This is a genomic window from Oceanibaculum nanhaiense, assembly GCF_002148795.1.
In the GTDB taxonomy this organism is placed as follows: domain Bacteria; phylum Pseudomonadota; class Alphaproteobacteria; order Oceanibaculales; family Oceanibaculaceae; genus Oceanibaculum; species Oceanibaculum nanhaiense.
The window spans coordinates 320,625-340,714 of sequence record NZ_MPOB01000001.1 but is presented as its reverse complement, the minus strand read 5'-3'; the positions used below and the strand labels follow the sequence as shown (position 1 = coordinate 340,714).

Below are 20,090 nucleotides of genomic sequence, written 5' to 3'. Positions count from 1 at the left end.
GGGGGAAGGGATCATGCGCGCACCCGATTTCTGGCAACGCCGCAGGGACTGGCGCAGCCTGCTGCTGTCACCCGCCGCCACCGCCTATGGCTGGGCGGCGCGCTGCCGGGCACGCACGGCACAGCCCTGGACGGCGACGGTGCCGGTGATCTGCATCGGCAATCTGGTCGCTGGCGGCGCCGGCAAGACGCCGGTCGCCCTCTCCATCATGGCGATGCTTCAGCGCCAGGGTATCGCGGCGCATTTCCTGACGCGCGGGCATGGCGGCAAGCTGACTGGCCCGGTGCGTGTCGATCCCGGCGCGCATGGTGCCGCCGATGTCGGCGACGAACCGCTGCTGCTGGCCGAGGCCGCCCCGACCTGGGTGGCGGGCGACCGGGTGGCGGGTGCCAGAGCCGCAATCGCTGCCGGTGCCAAGGCCATTATCATGGATGACGGGTTCCAGAATCCGTCGCTCGCCAAGAACCTGTCGCTGATCGTGGTCGATGGCGGCTATGGCTTCGGCAACGGGTTGCTGCTGCCTGCCGGGCCGCTGCGGGAGACGGTGGCCGAAGGCCTCGCGCATGCTCAGGCGGTCGTGCTGATCGGCGAGGACCGCACCGGGGCCGCCGCCCAGGTCGGCAATGCGCTGCCGATCCTGCGCGCCCGGCTGACACCCGCCCCTGAAAGCGATCCCGGCGGGACCGATCTCTCCGGCCGCCGCGTGCTGGCGTTCGCCGGCATTGGCCGGCCGGAGAAATTCTTCGAGAGTCTGCGCGAGGCGGGCGCCGAGATCGCGGAGAGCAAGCCCTTCCCCGACCACCATCCCTATGGCGCGGCAGAAATCGATGCGATCCTGCAACAGGCGCGCGATGCCGGGCTGTTGCCGGTGACCACCCGCAAGGACTGGGTCCGTCTGCCGCCCGGCCGGCGGGACGGCATCGCGGTTCTGGACATTGCGCTGACCTGGCAGGACGAGGCTGCGCTGACAGCGCTGCTGACCGGCCTGTTCACAGCAGAGCAGGGCGATGCCTGACCGCTACAGCCCCTTCAACCGCTATATCCGTTATCCGCTGCAAGCGGCATTTCTGCTGCCCTTTGTCGGGCTAATGGCCGCGCTGCCGATGGGCTGGGCCTCGGCGCTGGGCGGCGCCATCGGCCGCACAGTGGGGCCCAGGCTCGGCGTCTCACGGCGCGCCCGGCACAATCTGCGCCGGGCCTTTCCGGAAAAATCCGCCGCCGAGATCGAAGGCATCGTCCGCGACATGTGGGACAATCTCGGGCGGCTGCTCGGCGAATACCCGCATCTGCCGCGCCTTGACCTGCTGAACGATCCGCGCATCGAGATCGTCGGCGCGGAACATATCCATAAGGCCCGCGACGATAGCCTGCCCGGCCTGTTCTTCTCCGCCCATATCGGCAATTGGGAGCTGGTCAGCCTGGCCGCCAGCCAGCTTGGCCTGCCGCTGACACGGATATACCGCGCCGCCAACAACCCGCTGATCAACCGCATCATCCTGTGGGGCCGGCACAGCATAGACGGCGAGCTGGTGCAGAAGGGGCGCGACGGGGCGGAGGCGATTCTCCGCACCATGCGCGCGAACGGCCATGTCGGCCTGCTGATCGACCAGAAGATGAACGAGGGCATCCCGGTGCCCTTCTTCGGCCATGACGCAATGACCGGCACGGCGCTCGCCAGCTTCGCGCTGCGCTACCGCTGCCCGCTGATTCCGGCACGCATCGAGCGGCTGGAGGGGTGCCGCTTCCGCATCACCGCCTATCCGCCGATGGACCTGCCGGACAGCGGCGACCGCAAGACCGACATCGCGACACTGACCGCGGCCTGTACCGCGCTTATTGAGTCCTGGGTGCGGCAGCGCCCGGGGCAGTGGCTTTGGCTGCACCGCCGCTGGCCGGACTAGAATCGCCCGCACCCGGTGCCCCATTGCCCGCCCTCGGCATCGGCCCGGTGAGCAAGGCAGGGTCCAGCCTTATGTCGAACAGATTAACCCGCCAGTCGAGATGCGCGCCGGTGGAGCGGCCGCTGGACCCCACCGTGGCGATGCGCTGGCCCTGACGCACGATCTCGCCGACCTCGACATAGGTCTCGTCGAGATGCAGGAAGGCGGAGCTGAGGCCGTGGCCATGATCGATCACGATGGTGGCGCCGGTGTAATACATATCGGGATGGACCAGCGCCACCACACCATCGGCCGGAGCCACGACGCGGGTGCCCCTGGGGGCGGCGATGTCGATGCCGAAATGCGGCTGGCGCGGCTGTCCGTTCAGGATGCGCTGCGAGCCATAAATCCCGCTGATGCGCCCCAGCGCCGGCCAGATGAAGCCGCTGCGGAAGAACGGCACGCTGGTATCCAGTTCCCGCGCCCGCTTGATCTCCGCATTCTCCGCCCGGATGCGCGCCAGCAGCTCCGGCGGCGGCGTGACCATGGTCTGCGGCAGCCCGTCGATGCGCTGGATGTCGTAGCTGCGCTGTTCCACCTGCAGCGTGCGGCTGACGGTACGGCCGGAGGGCAGCGTGACCTCAACCTGCATTTCTGGTGGCGCCTCACGGCCGAAGCCGATCAGGAAGAGTCCATCCTCGGCGACCCGCATGGTCTTACCGTCGAACAGCACGCTGGCGCCCGGCACGGTCTTGCCGCGCATCAACCCGCCCTGGACGGGTTTTCCCTCCAGCGAGAGCTGGGCGTTCTGGGCGAAGGCCGGGACGGTAGGCGCACACAGGATCAACAGGGCAAGCAGCAGACGGATCACAGCAATGTTCCCTGTTTCAAAGGCGGTGGAGAGGAGGGTTTCGCCGCCGCCGGGCGGGTGGGTTTTCGCGATTCGCCCGCGCCGCCAATGACGGCATCCGCCTTGCCGTCGGCGAAATGCAGACGAACCGCCTGCCCGTCCGTTGTCGCGGCGGCAGTCCCGACGACATGGCCGGCGGTATCGCGCACAATGACATAGCCGCGCTGCAGCACCCGTTCGAACGACACATTCTCCAGCCGCTCCGCCCACATCCGCAAGGGCGTGGCGGCATCGCGCAGCTTCAGGGCGGCGGCACGCTCCAGCCCATCGGCGGCACGCGTCAGCTTCTGGCCCGCGGCGCGCAGCTCGCCTTCGAACAATCGCGGATGCAGCCGTCCGGCCACCCGGTCGCGCCGCGCCGCCTGTCGGTCCAGCAGACCGGCCATCGCCTGGTCCAGCGCCCGCGCATCGGCGGCCAGCGCCTGCCCCTTGGTGGCCAGCAGCTGGCGCGGATGGACGAGGCGGGCGGCCCGCGCGGCAACGTCGGACCGGCGCTGGCGCAGCCCGGCGGCAAGGCCGTTGCCCAGCCGTTCCGCAGCCACATCGAGGCGCTGTGTCGCCGTGCCCAGCAAGGTCTGCGGATCGCCCAGCGCGCGCGCCATGGCGTCGAGATATTTGCGCCGGTCGGCAAGACCGCGCGCCATCGCCTGGAACAGCCGCAGATCGGCGGTGCGGATACTGGTTTCCAGATCGGCGCGGACCGGCACCGCCATCTCGGCGGCGGCGCTCGGCGTCGGCGCGCGGCGGTCAGCGGCGAAATCGATCAGCGTCGTGTCCGTCTCATGTCCAACGGCGGAGATCACCGGGATCGCGCTCTCCACCACGGCGCGCACCACGATCTCCTCATTGAAGCCCCAGAGATCCTCCAGGCTACCGCCGCCGCGCGCGACAATCAGCACGTTGGGGCGCGGGACAGGCCCGTCCTCCGGCAAGGCGTTGAAACCGCGTATGGCCGCCGCGACCTGCGCCGCCGAGGCCTCGCCCTGCACCGCCACCGGCCAGACCAGCACATGGCGCGGAAAGCGGTCGGCAAGCCGATGCAGGATATCGCGGATCACCGCCCCGGTCGGCGAGGTCACGACACCGATCACGCGCGGCAGATAGGGAATCGCGCGCTTGCGTTCGGCGGCGAACAGGCCTTCGGCCGCCAGCTTGCGCTTGCGCTCCTCCAGCAGCTTCAGCAGCGCGCCTTCGCCGGCTAGCTCCATCTGCTCGATGACCAGCTGATATTTCGACTGGCCGGGATAGGTGGTGAGCTTGCCGACGCAGATCACCTCCATCCCGTCTTCCGGCTGGATCGACAGGCGGCCGGCCTGGCCGCGCCAGCACACGGCGGCCAGCACCGCCTGATCATCCTTCAGCGACAGATAGAGATGGCCGGAGGAGTGGCGCTTGAAGCCGGAAATCTCGCCGCGCACGCGCACCCGCTCGAAGGTGCCTTCGATAGTGCGCTTCACCGCCTGCGACAGCTCGCCGACGGAAAAGACGGGGACGTTTCCGGGAGTCGGGCCGGGAGGCGAACCGGGGGCCGGACTGGGTGCGTTCTGAACAGTGTCGAATGTCATGCGCGGTATGATACAAGACCCGCCACGCGAAAGGAATTCGGCGGTGATGGAGAAAACGCCATGAAGCTTCTTCTGGTCGGTTCGGGCGGTCGGGAACATGCGCTGGCCTGGGCGCTCGCCGCCTCGCCGCTGTGCGACACGCTGTATTGCGCTCCCGGCAATGCCGGTATTGCGCAGCTTGCCGAATGCGTGCCCATCGCCGCCGAGGATATCGGGGGGCTGGTCCGCTTCGCCACGGAGAATGCCATCGACTTCGTGGTGGTCGGGCCGGAGGCGCCGCTGGTCGCCGGTCTGGTCGATGCGCTGGACGCGGCCGGGATCAAATCCTTCGGCCCGCGCCGGGCCGCCGCCGCGCTGGAAGGCTCCAAGGGCTTCATGAAGGATTTCTGCGCCCGCCATAACATTCCGACCGCCGCCTATGGCCGCTTCACCGATATCGCCGCCGCCAGGGCCTTCGTGACCGCCCAGGGCGCGCCCATCGTGGTGAAGGCCGATGGGCTGGCCGCCGGCAAGGGCGTGGTGGTCGCGATGAGCGAGCAGGAGGCGCTGGACGCCATCGACATGATGATGGCCGACAAGGCCTTCGGCAGCGCCGGCGCGGAACTCGTCATTGAGGAATTCATGCAGGGCGAGGAGGCCAGCTTCTTCGCCCTGTCCGACGGCGTGACGGCGATCCCCTTCGGCAATGCGCAGGATCATAAGCGCGTCGGCGACGGCGATACCGGCCCGAACACCGGCGGCATGGGCGCCTATTCGCCCGCCCCCATCGTCAATAAGGCGATGGCCGAGCGCATCATGGCGGAGATCATCCGTCCCACCGTCGCCGGCATGAAGGCGGAAGGCACGCCCTTTACCGGCGTGCTCTATGCCGGGCTGATGATCACCGAAACCGGGCCACGCCTCATCGAATACAACGCCCGCTTCGGCGACCCCGAATGCCAGGTCCTGATGATGCGCCTGAAAAGCGACATCCTGCCGGCCCTGATGGCGACGGGCGAAGGGCGCCTCGACAGGTACGACCCGATCTGGCACGACAGCGCCGCATTGTGCGTGGTGATGGCCAGCAACGGCTATCCCGGCAGCTACAAGAAGGGTACGGAGATCCGGGGGCTGGACGCGCTGGCGGACAATACCAGGCTCGTCGTCTTTCATGCCGGCACCGCCCGCGACGATGCAGGCCGGTTGTTGGCGAACGGGGGCCGGGTGCTGGGCGTGACCGCCCTGGGCGCCGATCTGGCGGTGGCACAGAAGAATGCCTATGACGCCATCGCCCAGATTGACTGGCCGGAAGGCTTCTGCCGTCAGGATATTGGCTGGCGTGCCCTCGCTTCACTTAAGAAAGGCAATTGAAACCCCCGAATTCTCTTGTTCAAGGATTAAATACATTCCGGATTCATTATCGAAACCGGCATTCGATTTCATAAAATCCTTTGTTTTGTTTACCATATTTAAATGAATTTTCTGTTTCATCGCCTATGGATGGATTTCCAGATCGCTGACACTGCGCTAAAAGTCGAATGCATTTGTTCCGAAGCACTGCCGGCAACCGGCTGTATAGAAAGAGAAAATGTCTTTGAACCGGGACGATCACAGCGACAGCGGCGGCGGTATTTTGCCAGCCATCACCATTGGCCGCCGCAGCACCGATGCCAATGCCAGGTTCCTGGCGTCCCTGCAGGACAAGATCGACTATGCCTTCCAGCCGATCGTTAATATCCGCAGCGGCACCTGCTACGGCTACGAAGCCTTGCTGCGCGGCGCGGAAACAATTGGTTTCACCAGCATCCAGCAGCTTTTCGATCACGCCTATACCGAGAATCTGCTGCATAAGGCGGACATCCTGCTGCGCGAAAAGGCCATCGCCAAATTCGCGCTGCTGCCACGCAGCACCGACAGCAAGCTGTTCTTCAACCTCGATCCACGCCTGCTGGAATCGCCGGATTATCAGCCCAATCAGACGCTGCCGATCATCGAGCGCTATGGCATCGATCCGCGCTCGGTCTGCTTCGAGCTGACGGAACGCCATGACACCAGCAACATCGCCGATTCGATGCGGATGCTGCAGACTTACCGCACGCAGTCCTATCTGCTGGCGATCGATGATTTCGGCACCGGCTTTTCCGGGCTGAAGCTGCTCTACGACTATCAGCCCGACAAGGTGAAGATTGACCGTTTCTTCATCACCGGCATCGAACGCGACCCGAAGAAGAAGCTGTTCGTCTCGACCATCGTCGATCTGGCGCATGTGCTGGGCATCATTGTGGTCGCCGAAGGGGTGGAGACCGAGGCCGAGCTGATTACCTGCCGGGATATCGGCTGCGATCTGGCGCAGGGCTATTTCATTGCCCGGCCGACCACGGATTTGTCGCAGATTCTGGAACAGTACGATCATGTTGCGCAGCTCACCCTGCGCGACCGCCGGGCATCGCGCGATGAGAATGCCGGGGACCGGCTGGCCATGGAGTTCATCCAGCCACTGACCGTCGACACCGACATGAAGGATGTGTTCGAGACCTTCCGGCTGAACAAGCAGCGTACCTTCTTCCCGGTGATCGACCGGCAGGGAGAGCCGATCGGCATCGTGCGCGAGGAAGCGCTGAAGGACTATATCTACTCGCCCTATGGCCGCGACCTGATCCATAACAAAGCCTATGGCAAGGCGCTGAAGGATTTCATCACCCACTGCCCGGTCGCCGACATCCATGACGATACCGGCAAGATCCTGGAGATCTTCGCGCACGCGGAAAATGCCGAGGGCATCCTCATCGTCTCCGACCAGCGCTATGTCGGCTTCCTATCCACCACCTCGCTGTTGCGGCTGATCAACGAGAAGAACGTCGCCACCGCGCGCGACCAGAACCCGCTGACCAAGCTGCCGGGAAACAATTCGATCCACGCCTATGTGGCGACGGCGGCGACCGATCCCGAGCTTGCGGTCACGCTGGTCTATTTCGACTTCGATAATTTCAAGCCATTCAACGATACCTACGGTTTCCGGCAGGGTGACCGGGCGATCCTGCTGTTTGCCGAGCTGCTGCAGAAGCGTTTCGTAAACCGCCAGGGGCTGATCGGCCATGTCGGCGGCGACGATTTCTTCCTGGCGTTGGAGAGCGTCACGCCGGAGACCGCGACCGAACAGGTAAGGGAGCTGTGCGGCACCTTCGCCGAGGACATCGCCAGCTTCTATGATGCCGAGGCGCGGGCACAAGGCTATATCGACGCCACCGACAGGGATGGCCTTCCGCACCGCTACCGGCTGCTGACCTGCAGCGCGGCGCTGCTGCATGTGCCGGCTGGCCGGCGCCCCTGTTCGCCCGACACCATGATGGATACCGTCGCCAAGCTGAAGAAGCAGGCCAAGGCGGCGAAGGACGGCATGGCCATTCAGCTTCTCCAACCGGCCGGCAGTTAGAACAGCAGCGCCAGGAAGGCATTGCCTGTCGCCGCCTCGACGAAGCTATAGGCCACGAACAATACGAAGCCCAGGGTGAAGAGCCGCACCGCCGGCAGCGCAAGCCGCGCGGGCAGCAGCCGGCCCACCACAAAGCCCGCCGCCGGCAGGAAATGCATCGCGTGGGTCGCCAGGAAATGCGGCACCCGGAGATCGCCGGCGCCAACCGCATGACCGGGAAACCCGGCCGCCATACCCCCGGCCACCGGCACGGTCAGCGCGAAGGTCAGGATCAGCCCCCAGATCACCGAGAATCGGAAGGCAGGGTCGAGGCCCAACCCACCAGCCCGCCTGATCGCCAGACCGTAGATCAGGCTCGACGAGGTCAGGTAGGTCGCCAGCACTCCCATCAGCGGATAGATCGCCGCCATGACGGGGATATCCTGGTTGAAATGCGACGGGACGCCGTGTGCAGCGGCCGCGCCGATCCACACCATTTCCAGCGCCGTGCTCAGCACCACCCCGCCCGCGAACAGCCGGTACCATCGGGTTTCCGTCATGCCGGCCGGCAGCCAGCGCGCAAAGAAGGCCAGCGTGAGGAAATAGACCGTCAGGGAAATCTCGAACTTCAGCGGCTTGATCCAGAGATTTTCGCCCAGCAGCATGCGCCCATCGAATGCCATCGCCAGCAGCGTCGGCGGTATCATCAGCAGCAGCACCAGCGCCGTTGCGGCAAACAGTCTTTCCGCGCCGAACAGGCCAAGGAACAGACGGCTCAGCGGGTGGGCGGACCGGAAGCCGGCCCCATCCATTGCCAGCGTGCTCATTGCACCGCCTCCCCCGCCATGGCCGGACGGAAAATCTGGTGGGCGGCCCGCAGGATGAGGAACGCAACGAAGCCGGCGGGACCGAACAGGAAGGTCAGCGGCAGGCAGGGCAGGACCAGCCAGAACGGCATGCCGGCGCGCTGTCCCGCCCGCACTTCCCATGCCCCGACAAACAGGTCGAAGGCCAGGTAATGCAGCCAGCCGGCCAGCACAATTTCCGGCTGGGTGAACAGGATCATCACATTTTCCAGGGAGTCGAACCCGCCCTCGGCGCCGGACCAGAAGGCCAGGATCAGGCCGGTATAGGCCAGCGACAGCAGGCCCGGCACCAGCAGGGCGGACAGGCGCGGCAACAGGCGCGGCGCCAGAGGGGTGGCCAAAAGCCCGGCCCAGCCCAGCAGGGCAGCCGTATTGGCCAGTTGGAACAATGCATCGGGGGACATGACAACCTCCTAACTTGACGATGTAAAGATACGAATGAACGGCAATCTTGATACTGTCAAGATTATTTTGACCGGGCCGCCAAGAGGCGCTATTCAGGAGTCAGGGCCGCAACCGGGAAGAGCCATGCAGGAAGACGCGAAACCCGCCGCACCGGCATCGGGCCGGCACTATCATCACGGCAATCTGCGCGCGGCGCTGATCGAGGCGGCCGAGGCAGAGCTGACGGAAAAGGGCGTGGAAGCTTTCTCGCTGCGGGGTGTGGCCAAGCGCGCCGGCGTGAGCCACGCAGCACCCACCCATCATTTCGGCGATGCGCGCGGCCTGCTGACGGCGCTGGCGGCGGAAGGATTCACGCGCTTCCTGGAAAGCATGCGGGCGGCCCAACGCACCGCCGCGCCGGACCCGGCGGCCCAGATGAACGCCGCCGGCCAGGGCTATCTGGATTTCGCCGCGCGCAGCCCGGCGCTGTTCCGGCTGATCTTCTCGTCCGACCGGCCGGACTTCGCCGATCCTGCGCTGGACAAGGCCGCTTCCGCTTCCTTCCTGCATCTGGTGGAGGGCGTGCGCCGGCTGCGCGGAGACACCGGCGCGGCTTCCCTCGCCGGTCTGCTGCAGGACGAATCACTGATGGCCGAGGTGGCGGGCATCTGGTCGGTTGTGCATGGCATGGCCGATCTGATGAATTCCGGCCGGCTGAAATATCTGCAAGGCAAGCCGCCTGAGTTTCGGCAGAGGATTCTGGCCGAGGTGCTGCGTCGCTTGTCTGCCCCATAACAGGAAAACCCCGGCGGTTTTCCTGCCGGGGTTTCTGTCGCTGAAAAAAGCTTCGCAGGTCGCCGGTGGCCCCTTTTGCCCTGGGCCAGCAATAAACTCGCCCAGGCACCTGACGACCCGCGAAATCTTCTGACGCTTGCCTCCGGGAACGGCCTCCCTAGAACTGCGCCTTCTCCGTCGAATCGGCCATCGCCGTGGTGGCGCTCTGACCCGAACTCACCGCCATCGACACCGCATCGAAGTAGGAGGTGCCGACCTCGCGCTGGTGGCGGGTCGCCGTGAAGCCATCCTTCTCCGCCGCGAACTCGGCCTGCTGCAGCTGGCTGTAGGCGGCCATGCCATCGGTCTTGTAGCGCCGGGCCAGGTCGAAGGTCGTGTAGGAGAGATTGTGGAACCCGGCCAGGGTGATGAACTGATACTTGTAGCCCATCGCCCCCAGTTCGCGCTGGAACAGCTTCATCTGCGCCTCGTCCAGATGCTTTGCCCAGTTGAAGGAGGGCGAGCAGTTATAGGCCAGCATCTGGTCGGGATACTGCTTGCGGATCGCCTCGGCAAAGCGCTTGGCGTCCTCAAGATTGGGCGTCGAGGTCTCGCACCAGATCAGGTCGGCATAGGGTGCATAGGCCAGGCCGCGCGCGATGGCGCAATCGAAGCCGCCCTTCAGCCGGAAGAAGCCCTCGGCCGTGCGCTCGCCGGTAATGAAGGGCGCATCATACTCGTCCACGTCGGAGGTGATGAGCCGCGCGGCCTCCGCATCGGTGCGGGCCATGATGATGCTGGGCACGCCCATCACGTCGGCGGCGAGGCGCGCCGCGTTCAGCGTGCGGACGAACTGGCTGGTCGGCACCAGCACCTTGCCGCCCATATGGCCGCACTTCTTCTCCGAGGCCAGCTGATCCTCGAAATGCACGGCCGCGGCCCCCGCCTCGATCATCGCCTTCATCAGCTCGAAGACATTCAGCGGGCCGCCGAAACCGGCCTCGGCGTCGGCGATGATCGGCGCGAAGAAATCATGCTCGGTCGTGGTCTGGCCATCATGCCGCTCCATGGTCTGGATCTGGTCGGCGCGCTGCAGCGCCTTGTTGATGCGGCGCACGATGGACGGCACGCTATCGACCGGATAGAGGCTCTGATCGGGATACATGTTGCCGCTGGTGTTGGCGTCCGCCGCAACCTGCCAGCCCGACAGGTAGATCGCCTTCAGCCCGGCCTTTATCTGCTGCACCGCCTGGTTGCCGGTGAAGGTGCCCAGCGTCGGGACGAAATCCTCCTGATGCAGCAGCTGCCAGAGCTTGCGCGCACCATTTTCGGCCAGCGTATGATGGATCGGCAGCGACCCCGACAACCGACGGACATCCGCCATCGTGTAGGTGCGGGCGACGTTACGCCAGCGGTCGGGCGCCCATTCCGGTGCGGGAAAAGCGTCATCCGGTGCGCCGCCGGAGGGCGGGAAATTCATCGGCTGGTCGAGCATTGTAGTCTCCAATCTGCTGGGCCTGGTGGCGACCCGGTCTCGTGTCGGAATAAAAGAGCGGCGCAGCCTTCGGTCTTTCTGCCTTGGCCGGATCGCCGCCGAGAGAATGTCAGACAGTCGCGGCGGCGCGGCGGCGCACGAAGGTGGCGGCGAACATCTTCTCGCCGGAGAACAGTTCCGTGGCGGCGTCGCCATCGGCCAGCAGCAGCGCGTGGCGGCCGACGCGGCCGGCGATGCTGTAGCCCTCGCGGTCGAGGCCACGGGCGGTGAACTGGCGCATCGCCTCCGCCATCGAAGGGGCGATGATGGTGCAGTAGTCCTCCTGCGGAGGCTGGGTCCGATTGTTCTGGTCCTGCATGGTCAATCTCCTCAATCTCTGCCCTGCATCAGCGCGGGCTGTTGATGTAAAGGTTTGACATTCAGGGAATTAACGCAACAAATATCGATAGTTAGCTGTGTAAACCTGCAAAGTTCAGGTCAAAGAAAACGGCCATTTTGTAAAAACTTGTAAACCCGAGAGATCGACATGGCTGGAAAATCAGATCCGCAGATCGGCGCGCGCATCCGCAAGCTGCGCCTGCAGCGCCGGCTGAGCCAGACCGACCTGGCGGCGGCGCTCGGCATCTCGATCAGCTATCTGAACCTGATCGAGCACAACCGCCGCAAGATCACCGTGCCGCTGCTGTTCAAGCTGGCTGGATATTTCGGCGTGGAACCGGCCGATCTGGTCGATGGCGACGAGGCCCGCATCGTCGGTGACCTGATGGAAATGTTCGGCGAGGAGCTGTTCGCGGAATCCGACCTGACCAACCACGACATCCGTGATTTCGCGCACAGCAACCCGGCCGTGGCGCGCGCCATCCTGCATCTCTATGACCGCTACCGCGCGCTGGAATCGCACAGCCAGACGGAACCCGAGATGCTGGCCGGGGACGGCCCACCCTTCCATCTGGCGACCGACCGGATTTCCGATTTCATCCAGGAAAATGCGAATTATTTCCCGACGCTGGAGGCTGCGGCGGAACGGGTTCGCACCGATATCGACCATGCCGCGGAGGAGTTCGAGGGCGGGCTGAAAAGCTACCTCTCCAATGTCTTCGGCATCGACTGGCGGCTGGCCTCGCTGCCGTCCGGCATCGCCCGCAAGCTGGAACCCGCCAGCGGCAAACTGCTGGTCTCCGACATATTGCCGCCGGAATCGGCAATTTTCGCGGCGGCGCACCAGCTGGGATTGCTGGCGGCGGTGCGCGAGATCGACGCCATCATCGCCGAGGCCAGCCTGCCCGAGGGTGACGCGCCGGACCTCGCGCGCAACGCGCTGGCCGCCTATTTCGCGGCGGCGCTGATCATGCCCTACGACCCGTTCTGCCGTATGGCGCGCGACTATCGCTACGACATCGAACGGCTGGCGCGCCGCTTCGGCGCCAGCTTCGAGCAGGTGTGCCACCGGCTGACCACGCTGCAGCGCCCTGGCCACCAGGGCATTCCGATGCATCTGGTGCGCACCGATATCGCCGGCAACATCTCCAAGCGTTTCTCACTGTCCGGCATCCAGATCCCGCGGCATTCCGGCGCCTGCCCACGCTGGAACGTCTATGCCGCCTTCCTGCAGCCGGACCGCATCAACATCCAGATTTCCGAGATGCCGAGCGGCGAGCAGTATTTCTGCATTGCCCGCACCATCACCAAGGGCGATTACCGCCACAACGCGCCGCGCCGGCATTTCGCCATCGGCATCGGCTGCGCCATGATCCATGCCCGCGAGATGGTCTATTCCGACGGGTTCGATTTGACCAACAGCACCCATGTCGTGCCCATCGGCGTGGGCTGCCGCATCTGCCCGCGCATGGAATGCGGCCAGCGCGCACATCCGCCGGCCAATCATCGCTTCCGCCTGGACGAGGCGATGCGGCCGGAAAGCCTTTACACGATGATGTAAATTTTCACTTCACTAGCCGGCGATACGGCGCAACGGATTGCGGCTGCCGCGCACGCGCAAGCGTGGCGCATTCTGCTTGTCGCCGCGCCAGACCGACAGGCGGTCGGCGATTTCCGCAGAGACGGCGACCGTGCCGTCGCGGGCATAGGCCTCGTGATTATCCTCGATATCCTCGCGGCGATAGAGGTAGTTGACCATGAGGCCGGCGGATTCCTGCAATCCCTTGGCCGACACGTCGCCCAGCCAGTTCAGCCGCTCGATGCGCGCGCCATTGCCAAGATGGAAGCGCGCCACCGGGTCGAGCAACCGGCCTTTCGGCTGGATCGTCAGGTACCGCGCGCACAGCCGCGCCAGCGGTTCGCGCAGCGCTTCCGCCAGCGCCTTGTCCTGCTGCCAGCCGGGCACGGCCAGCAGCTTCGGCAATTCAGCCGGATCGGCGAAGGCCGCATCGCGCTCCGCGATGGCGGCGCGGTCGGTATCGGGCAACAGATCCGGATCGGCGGCCAGCGCGCCCTCCAGCCAGCGCCGGAAACCGGGAACCGGTGACAGGGTGGAGAAAATCTTCAACTGCGGCAGGTCGGCGGCCAGCGCATCGACCACGCGCTTGATGAGGAAGCTGCCGAAGCTGATGCCGCGCAGCCCGGCCTGGGTGTTGGAGATCGAATAGAAGATCGCGGTATCCGCTGCCTTCGGATCGGCGACCGGCGCGTTTTCGTCGAGCAGCGCCTGCACCGAGCCGGACAGCCCCTGCACCAGCGCCACCTCGACGAAGATCAGCGGCTCATCCGGCATGCGCGGATGGAAGAAGCCATAGCAGCGCCGGTCGCGGTCCAGCCGGTTGCGCAGATCGGCCCAGGAACGGATTTCGTGCACCGCCTCATAGGCGATCAGCTTTTCCAGCAGGGCCGCCGAGGAGTCCCAGCTGATCGTCCGCATGTCGAGGAAGCCGACATCGAACCAGGCGGCCAGAAGATTCTTCAGGTCACGGTCGAGGCTGGCGAGATGCGGGATCTGCAAATCCATGCGCAGCAGATCGGCGCGCATATCGACCAGGAATTTCACCCCCTGCGGCAGCGCGTTGAACTGGGTCAGCAGCTTCACGCGCGGCGCCACCAGCACACGGCGCAGACGCTCCTCGGCGGCCAGCCTTCCGGCCAGATCCTGTGCCTCCCGGCAGGTGGCAAGCGCTTTATCGAGCGCTGCGTCATCCACATCGAAGGCCTCGGCCAGGACGGTCAGGAACCGCTCCCGCCCCTCCCGGTTCAGCCCGAGATAGAGCTGCCCGATGCCGGCGGCCCGGGCGCGGGCCGAGACCTCGCCGCCCCGCGCCTCGATGCATTCGGCGATGCGGGCGCGCAGTTTCTGCACCGCGCCGTCGTCCAGCGCCTGCGGCTCCTGCTCCTTGCCGCCGGCGATGTCCCGCCAGGCGGATTTCAGGTTCAGCAATGCACGGTCAAGCAGGCCGGGCGCCGGCGCGGCACTGGATTGGGGCGCGGCACTGGACGGGACTGTCTCCGGGACTGGATTGGCAGCAGACAAGACGGAACCTCGCAGCGGCAGTCGATGAAACGGTTTCTTCAGCATGTGGGCATTGCAGGCGTCCTGGCAATATCCACCGTCATCATACGCTTGCCGCAAGATGCTTGATCGAACTGCACAAATAAAGACAATGCGAGATATTGACTGCGCCATGGGGCCGCAAACCCTGCCGGCCAGCCATCCGCAATCCAGCAACGGGACGCCTGATGCCGATTCTCTATGAGGTTCACACGCTGAAAGGCGGAAACTGGATGATCGATTCGACCTATTCCGACAGGGACAAGGCGGTCGATACGGCGAAGCAGCTCTATGCCGAAAAACGCTTCGAAGGCGTGAAAGTCATCAAGGATGACTATGATTCCGACGCCAATCAGGGCCGTGAGATCGTCATCTACGACACCAGCAAACCGACCACCGAACGACGAACGCTGGTGAAAGAGACCCCGAAGGCAGCGCCGCCAACGGACGGAAAGGCGGAGGTCGATTTCAAGCACCGCAAGCACAAGGCCGGCGCGAAGGCGGAGGTTTCGGTCTTCCTGCGGTCGGTGATCTGGCTGCTGGTCATCCTGGGCGCCGGCATCACCATCATCTGGCTGCTGTTCGCCTTCACCGACTTCCTGGCCGGCGCCGGAATCATGCGCTGACAATCTTGCCGGTCAGTCCCGGACGGCGGCAATCCGCTGCACCATCGCCGGTCTTGGTTCCGACTGTTCGATATCCTCGTAGGCAACGACCCTGAACGCCCCGCGCACCGCCTCCAGAAGCTCGCCTGGCCTGAGCAGGAAGTCCGGATTGCTGGGCTTGCCGAAGCGCTCGTTCCCGGCGGCAAAAGTCTCGTACAGCAGCGCCCCGCCCGGCGCCACCGAGGCCACAATGTCCGGCAGGATCGGCCGCCACAGGTAATTGGTCACGACCACGCCGGCGAAGTGCCGGCCGGCAAACGGCCAGGGCGATCCATCCTCAAGATCATGCCGCAGAATCTCGACAGCCGGATCGCCGGCGAGATCGGCCAGCCCGCCCGTGTCGATATCGATGGCGACGACCGGATGACCGAGCCGCCGGAACAGCCTTGTGTGCCGCCCGCTGCCCGCCGCGACATCCAGCACCGTGCCGCCAGCGGGCGGCAAGGCCGGCACCAGGGAGGCGTACCGCGCGATCCAGTCCGAGGGCCGAGTGCTGCCGTGCATGCCGATTCCTCTTGTTTCAAACGCATGACACGCCAAATTAGGACCCCCGGCCCCTGGCGGGGCCTTTGTCAGGCATGCATGTAAGATCATGATCCGATACCAGCTTCGCTGCGACAAGGCGCATGGCTTCGAATCCTGGTTCCGCGACAGCGCCGCCTATGACGCGCTGGCGGCAGCCGGCGAGGTCGCCTGCCCGGTCTGTGGCAGCACCAGGGTCGAAAAGCAGCTGATGGCGCCCGCCATCGCGAAACCGTCGGAAACCGCCCCCCCTAAATCCACCCCTGCCAGGGGAGGCGATCAGGGCGGCGATCCCGCACAGGCGATGGCCATCGCCGGCGAGCGGTTGCGCCAGCTGCGCGAACTGCGGCGCCAGATCGAGGCGAATGCCGACTATGTTGGCCCCGCCTTCGCGGAGGAGGCGCGGAAGATTCACTATGGCGAAACCGACCCGCGCAATATCTATGGCGAGACATCCGGCGAGGATGTGAAGGCACTGCAGGAGGAAGGCATCGACATCGCCGTCGTGCCCTGGGTTCCCGCCGCCGATAACTAATCCCTAAGGTCTGGTAAACCCTAAGGCCTGGGCGCGCGCTTGTTCAAAATGCGCTGCAGGGTGCGCCGGTGCATCTTCAGCCGTCGCGCCGTCTCCGAGACATTGCGGTCGCATTGCTGGAACACACGCTGGATATGCTCCCAGCGCACGCGGTCGGCCGACATCGGATCGTCGGGCGGTGGCGGCAGCGCCTCCTTATGGTCCAGCAAGGCCGCCTCCACCGCGTCGGCATCCGCCGGCTTCGGCAGGTAATCGACCGCGCCGGCCTTGATCGCGGCAACGGCGGTGGCGATGTTGCCATAGCCGGTCAGCATGATGATCCGCATGTCCGGTCGGGCTGCGCGCAAGGCCTCCACCACGTCCAGGCCGCTGCCATCGGCAAGCCGGAGATCGACCACCGCATAGGCTGGCGGTTTCGGGCCACGGGCATTCTCAAGCCCTTCGGCGACGCTTTCGACATCGACGACCTCGAAGCCGCGCCGCTCCATCGCCCGCGCCAGACGCTGCCGGAACGGCGAATCGTCATCGACCAGCAGCAGGGTCATTTTTCCCGGCGCCTGGACCGCATCGGGATTTCTGTGAGAGATGTCTTCCGCCATCGTGCGGTCGTCTCCTTCGCTTACTCGGATAGCGCGCCCTCATTATCTGGTGATTCCGCGCCACAAGGCCAGCTTTATGCCATCGCAGACTAGCCGATATGCATGCGCGGCCAGCGCAGCGTCACCCGCGCGCCGCCGCCTTCTCCGGCATTGCTGAAATCCACCATGGCGCCGGTGCGCCCCAGCAGCGTCTTGGCGATGAAGATACCGAGGCCCATATGCCCGTCCCGCTGCGTGCGGCCGGACAGGTAGGGTTCGCCCAGACTGTCCAGCAATGCCGGCGGAAAACCCGGCCCGTCATCCTGAATTTCCGCGACCACCGCCTCATTGTCCCAGAAAAGCCGCACCTCCACCGTCTCGCGGGCGAACTGGATGGCATTCTGCAGGATGTTGGCCAGCCCGTGCATCAGCTCCGGCGTATGCGGCAGGGTGGGTTCCTCCCCGCCGGGCGGATTGCCCTCGATATCCGCCGCTTCCAGCACCAGCATCACCGCATCGCGGCGATAGGCGGCGGCCGCTGCCTCGATGGCGCTGGACAGGCCGATCCGGCTGAACGGGGCATTGCCGTCAGCCTCCGGCCGCGCGCTGAGCTGCGCCAGGATCTTGCGGCAGCGCTCGGTCTCGCTTTGCAGCAGTTTCAGATCGTCCGAGAACTCGGTTCCGGGCGGCACCTCACGCGACAGCTCCTTGGCGACCACGGCGATGGTGGAAAGCGGGCTGCCCAGCTCGTGCGCCGCCGCCGCCGCCAGCCCGCCCAGCGCGGACAGGCGCTGCTCGCGGGCCAGCGCCATCTGCGTTGCCGCCAGCGCATCGCGCATACGCCGCGCCTCTTCCGCCACCAGCCAGCCAAAAGTCGCCATGAAGATCGTCGAAACCCACAAGCCGGCCCAGATACCCAGCACATAGGTCTGCGGCAGGTCGAACAGGGTGCGGGTCATCCAGGGCAACGGCAGATGGAAGAAGGCCAGCAGGCTGAGGCAGGCCAGCGACAGCACGCACAGCGCGATGGTGGAGCGCGCCGACAGGATGGTCGCCGCCACCGTCACCGGCGCCAGGATCAGGATGGCGAAGGGGTTGGTGAGCCCGCCGGTGATGAACAGCAGGCCCGAGAGCTGCAATATGTCGAAGGCCATCGATCCCGCCGCCTCGCGGTCGGTCAGCCGGGCCGAGGAAGGCTGGCGCAGTGCGGTCGAGAGGTTCAGCAGCGCCAGCAGGCCGACGATGGTGAAGCCAAGCTCGATCGGCAGGTCGAATCCGAGCCAGAAATAGGTGACAAGCAGCGTCCCGGCCTGCCCGCTGACAGCCACCCAGCGCAGCATGACCAGCGTGTGCAGCCGGACCGGATGGGTCAGCTCATAAGGCGTCATCGGACGGTCGGGCGGGGACGGGCTCATCTTGGATATCGCTTCTGTACGCAACGGATCGCATCGTCCTATATAGACGCTATGCCGCATGCCGTCCTCGAAGTCCAATCCCTGCGCAAGGAATACCGCAGCCGCGAGCGCACCGTCACCGCCGTGGACGGGATCGATTTCGCCATCGCGGCCGGCAAGACCGTGGCGCTGCTGGGCGGCAATGGTGCCGGCAAGACCACAACGCTCTCCATGCTGCTGGGGCTGCTGATCCCGACATCCGGGTCCATCCGCATTCTGGGCGAGGACATGGTACGCCACCGCTACCGCGTGCTGCCGCGAATGAATTTCTCCTCGCCCTATGTCGAGCTGCCGCACCGGCTGACCGTCGCGCAGAATCTGGGCATCTACGCCCGGCTCTACGGCGTGCGCGACCGCAAGATGCGGATTGCGGAGATCGCCGCCGACATGGATATCGAGGCCCTGCTGGACCGGCCCGCCGGCAAGCTGTCCGCCGGGCAGAAGACACGGGTGGCGCTGGCCAAGGCGCTGCTGAACCGGCCGGACGTGCTGCTGCTGGACGAGCCGACGGCGAGCCTGGATCCCGACACGGCGGACTGGGTGCGGCAGTATCTGAGGCGCTATCAGCAGGACAGCGGCGCCACCATCCTGCTCGCCTCGCACAACATGCAGGAGGTCGAGCGGCTGTGCGATGACGTGCTGATGATGCGCGCCGGGCGCATCGTTGACCGGGGCGCGCCGGCTGAGCTGACCGCGCGCTATGGCCGGCACAATCTGGAGGAAGTGTTCCTCGACATCGCCCGCCGGTCCGACACCGCGCCAGAGGCGGTATCCGCATGATCGCTTCGGCAAACCGTATCGCGGCGATGGTGCTGCGCTATCTCTATTTGCTGCGCGGGTCCTGGCCGCGCCTGCTGGAACTTGCCTACTGGCCGACCGTTCAGATGATTATCTGGGGTTTCATAACCCAGTTCTTCCTCGGCCATTCCTCCTGGGTGGCGGAGGCCGTCGGCGTCCTGCTGGCCGCCGTGCTGCTGTGGGACGTGGTGTTCCGCAGCCAGCTCGGCGTTTCCATCTCCTTCCTGGAGGAAATGTGGTCGCGCAATCTGGGCCATCTCTTCGTCAGCCCGCTGAGGCCGCAGGAATTCGCCGCGGCGCTGGTGAGCATGGCCTTCATCCGCACGCTGATCGGCATCGTGCCGGCAATGCTGCTGGCGATCCCGCTCTATCATTACTCGATCTTCTCGCTGGGCCTGCCGCTGATCGCCTTCTTCGGCGCGCTGATGATCATGGGCTGGTCGCTGGGGATCGCCATCACCGGCCTCATCATGCGCATGGGGCTGGGCGCGGAAAGCCTGGCCTGGATCACCATCTTCGCCTTCGCGCCGGTCAGCGGCATCTATTATCCGATTGCCACATTGCCCTTCTGGCTGCAGCCCATCGCCTGGGCGACGCCCTCGGCCTATGTGTTCGAGGGCATGCGCGCCGTCATGTTCGAGGGCGTGTTCCGCTGGGATTTGTGGGCCGGGGCGATGGCGGTAAACGCCGTCTATCTGATACTGGCCGCCGGATTCTTCCTGCTCGCCTTCCGCAGTGCCCGCCAGCGCGGCCTGCTGCTGCAGCAGGGGGAATAGG

Annotated in this window: 20 protein-coding genes; 10 read left to right on the top strand and 10 right to left on the bottom strand. The window is 65.5% G+C overall.

Annotated features, from left to right (window positions below):
• Window positions 1-13 precede the first annotated feature (13 nt).
• Together lpxK and BKM74_RS01605 are read left to right on the top strand one after the other, a co-directional pair.
• The gene (lpxK, locus tag BKM74_RS01610; RefSeq protein ID WP_086463943.1) at window positions 14-1,015 is read left to right on the top strand and encodes a tetraacyldisaccharide 4'-kinase; all 1,002 of its coding nucleotides are present in this window, start codon (window positions 14-16) and stop codon (window positions 1,013-1,015) included.
• The gene (locus BKM74_RS01605; protein WP_086463942.1) at window positions 1,008-1,901 is read left to right on the top strand and encodes an LpxL/LpxP family acyltransferase; all 894 of its coding nucleotides are present in this window, start codon (window positions 1,008-1,010) and stop codon (window positions 1,899-1,901) included. Before lpxK ends, BKM74_RS01605 begins: the two co-directional genes overlap by 8 nt.
• Here BKM74_RS01605 and BKM74_RS01600 read toward each other — a convergent pair.
• A complete protein-coding gene (locus BKM74_RS01600; RefSeq protein WP_086463941.1) occupies window positions 1,834-2,751 on the bottom strand; it encodes a M23 family metallopeptidase in 918 nt (305 codons plus the stop codon). The two genes, BKM74_RS01605 and BKM74_RS01600, sit on opposite strands and share 68 nt — an antisense overlap.
• On the bottom strand, window positions 2,748-4,355 hold the full coding sequence (gene xseA / locus BKM74_RS01595) for an exodeoxyribonuclease VII large subunit (RefSeq protein WP_086463940.1): 1,608 nt from the start codon (window positions 4,353-4,355) through the stop codon (window positions 2,748-2,750). The genes BKM74_RS01600 and xseA overlap by 4 nt, the downstream gene beginning before the upstream one ends.
• Window positions 4,356-4,415: 60 nt before the next feature.
• On the opposite strand from xseA, the gene purD reads away from it, so the two are divergent.
• Together purD and BKM74_RS01585 are read left to right on the top strand one after the other, a co-directional pair.
• Complete coding sequence (gene purD, locus BKM74_RS01590) at window positions 4,416-5,705, top strand: phosphoribosylamine--glycine ligase (protein ID WP_086463939.1); 1,290 nt, start codon at window positions 4,416-4,418, stop codon at window positions 5,703-5,705.
• A gap of 217 nt (window positions 5,706-5,922) precedes the next feature.
• Window positions 5,923-7,767: a bifunctional diguanylate cyclase/phosphodiesterase gene (locus BKM74_RS01585; RefSeq protein ID WP_086463938.1), complete on the top strand. Its 1,845-nt coding sequence runs from the start codon at window positions 5,923-5,925 to the stop codon at window positions 7,765-7,767.
• Here the strand turns inward: BKM74_RS01585 and BKM74_RS01580 are convergent.
• Together BKM74_RS01580 and BKM74_RS01575 are read right to left on the bottom strand one after the other, a co-directional pair.
• Window positions 7,764-8,573 (bottom strand): hypothetical protein, encoded by an 810-nt coding sequence (locus BKM74_RS01580; RefSeq protein ID WP_086463937.1) that lies wholly within the window; start codon window positions 8,571-8,573, stop codon window positions 7,764-7,766. The genes BKM74_RS01585 and BKM74_RS01580 overlap by 4 nt on opposite strands.
• Window positions 8,570-9,016 (bottom strand): ABA4-like family protein, encoded by a 447-nt coding sequence (locus BKM74_RS01575; protein WP_086463936.1) that lies wholly within the window; start codon window positions 9,014-9,016, stop codon window positions 8,570-8,572. The genes BKM74_RS01580 and BKM74_RS01575 overlap by 4 nt, the downstream gene beginning before the upstream one ends.
• Window positions 9,017-9,140: 124 nt before the next feature.
• On the opposite strand from BKM74_RS01575, the gene BKM74_RS01570 reads away from it, so the two are divergent.
• Window positions 9,141-9,791, top strand: coding sequence for a TetR/AcrR family transcriptional regulator (locus tag BKM74_RS01570; protein WP_086463935.1), 651 nt, complete (start codon window positions 9,141-9,143; stop codon window positions 9,789-9,791).
• 157 nt (window positions 9,792-9,948) lie between these two features.
• On the opposite strand, the gene aceA is transcribed toward BKM74_RS01570, so the two are convergent.
• Window positions 9,949-11,265 (bottom strand): isocitrate lyase, encoded by a 1,317-nt coding sequence (gene aceA, locus BKM74_RS01565; protein ID WP_245825731.1) that lies wholly within the window; start codon window positions 11,263-11,265, stop codon window positions 9,949-9,951.
• Between the two features lie 109 nt (window positions 11,266-11,374).
• The gene (locus BKM74_RS01560; protein ID WP_086463934.1) at window positions 11,375-11,623 is read right to left on the bottom strand and encodes a hypothetical protein; all 249 of its coding nucleotides are present in this window, start codon (window positions 11,621-11,623) and stop codon (window positions 11,375-11,377) included.
• A 168-nt stretch (window positions 11,624-11,791) separates the two neighbouring features.
• Between BKM74_RS01560 and BKM74_RS01555 the strand changes: the two genes are divergently transcribed.
• Window positions 11,792-13,204 carry a helix-turn-helix domain-containing protein gene (locus BKM74_RS01555; RefSeq protein WP_086463933.1) on the top strand — a complete coding sequence of 471 codons (1,413 nt, stop codon included), beginning with the start codon at window positions 11,792-11,794 and terminating at the stop codon, window positions 13,202-13,204.
• Window positions 13,205-13,216: 12 nt separating this feature from the next.
• Here the strand turns inward: BKM74_RS01555 and BKM74_RS01550 are convergent, their stop codons facing one another.
• Window positions 13,217-14,665, bottom strand: coding sequence for a malonyl-CoA decarboxylase (locus tag BKM74_RS01550; protein ID WP_086464234.1), 1,449 nt, complete (start codon window positions 14,663-14,665; stop codon window positions 13,217-13,219).
• Between the two features lie 284 nt (window positions 14,666-14,949).
• Here BKM74_RS01550 and BKM74_RS01545 point away from each other — a divergent pair, with 284 nt between their 5' ends.
• A complete protein-coding gene (locus BKM74_RS01545) occupies window positions 14,950-15,387 on the top strand; it encodes a hypothetical protein (RefSeq protein WP_086463932.1) in 438 nt (145 codons plus the stop codon).
• 12 nt (window positions 15,388-15,399) lie between these two features.
• On the opposite strand, the gene BKM74_RS01540 is transcribed toward BKM74_RS01545, so the two are convergent.
• Entirely contained in the window at window positions 15,400-15,930 is a 531-nt protein-coding gene (locus tag BKM74_RS01540) for a class I SAM-dependent methyltransferase (protein WP_086463931.1), read from the bottom strand.
• Window positions 15,931-16,018: 88 nt separating this feature from the next.
• Between BKM74_RS01540 and BKM74_RS01535 the strand changes: the two genes are divergently transcribed.
• Window positions 16,019-16,483 (top strand): DUF1178 family protein, encoded by a 465-nt coding sequence (locus BKM74_RS01535; RefSeq protein WP_086463930.1) that lies wholly within the window; start codon window positions 16,019-16,021, stop codon window positions 16,481-16,483.
• Between the two features lie 20 nt (window positions 16,484-16,503).
• Here BKM74_RS01535 and BKM74_RS01530 read toward each other — a convergent pair whose 3' ends face one another.
• Window positions 16,504-17,028 (bottom strand): ActR/PrrA/RegA family redox response regulator transcription factor, encoded by a 525-nt coding sequence (locus BKM74_RS01530; RefSeq protein ID WP_322096613.1) that lies wholly within the window; start codon window positions 17,026-17,028, stop codon window positions 16,504-16,506.
• A 143-nt stretch (window positions 17,029-17,171) separates the two neighbouring features.
• The gene (locus tag BKM74_RS01525; RefSeq protein WP_086463928.1) at window positions 17,172-18,476 is read right to left on the bottom strand and encodes an ActS/PrrB/RegB family redox-sensitive histidine kinase; all 1,305 of its coding nucleotides are present in this window, start codon (window positions 18,474-18,476) and stop codon (window positions 17,172-17,174) included.
• Window positions 18,477-18,527: 51 nt separating this feature from the next.
• Between BKM74_RS01525 and BKM74_RS01520 the strand changes: the two genes are divergently transcribed.
• Together BKM74_RS01520 and BKM74_RS01515 are read left to right on the top strand one after the other, a co-directional pair.
• Window positions 18,528-19,295, top strand: coding sequence for an ABC transporter ATP-binding protein (locus BKM74_RS01520; protein WP_086463927.1), 768 nt, complete (start codon window positions 18,528-18,530; stop codon window positions 19,293-19,295).
• A complete protein-coding gene (locus BKM74_RS01515; RefSeq protein ID WP_086463926.1) occupies window positions 19,292-20,089 on the top strand; it encodes an ABC transporter permease in 798 nt (265 codons plus the stop codon). Before BKM74_RS01520 ends, BKM74_RS01515 begins: the two co-directional genes overlap by 4 nt.
• Window position 20,090: the final 1 nt, after the last annotated feature.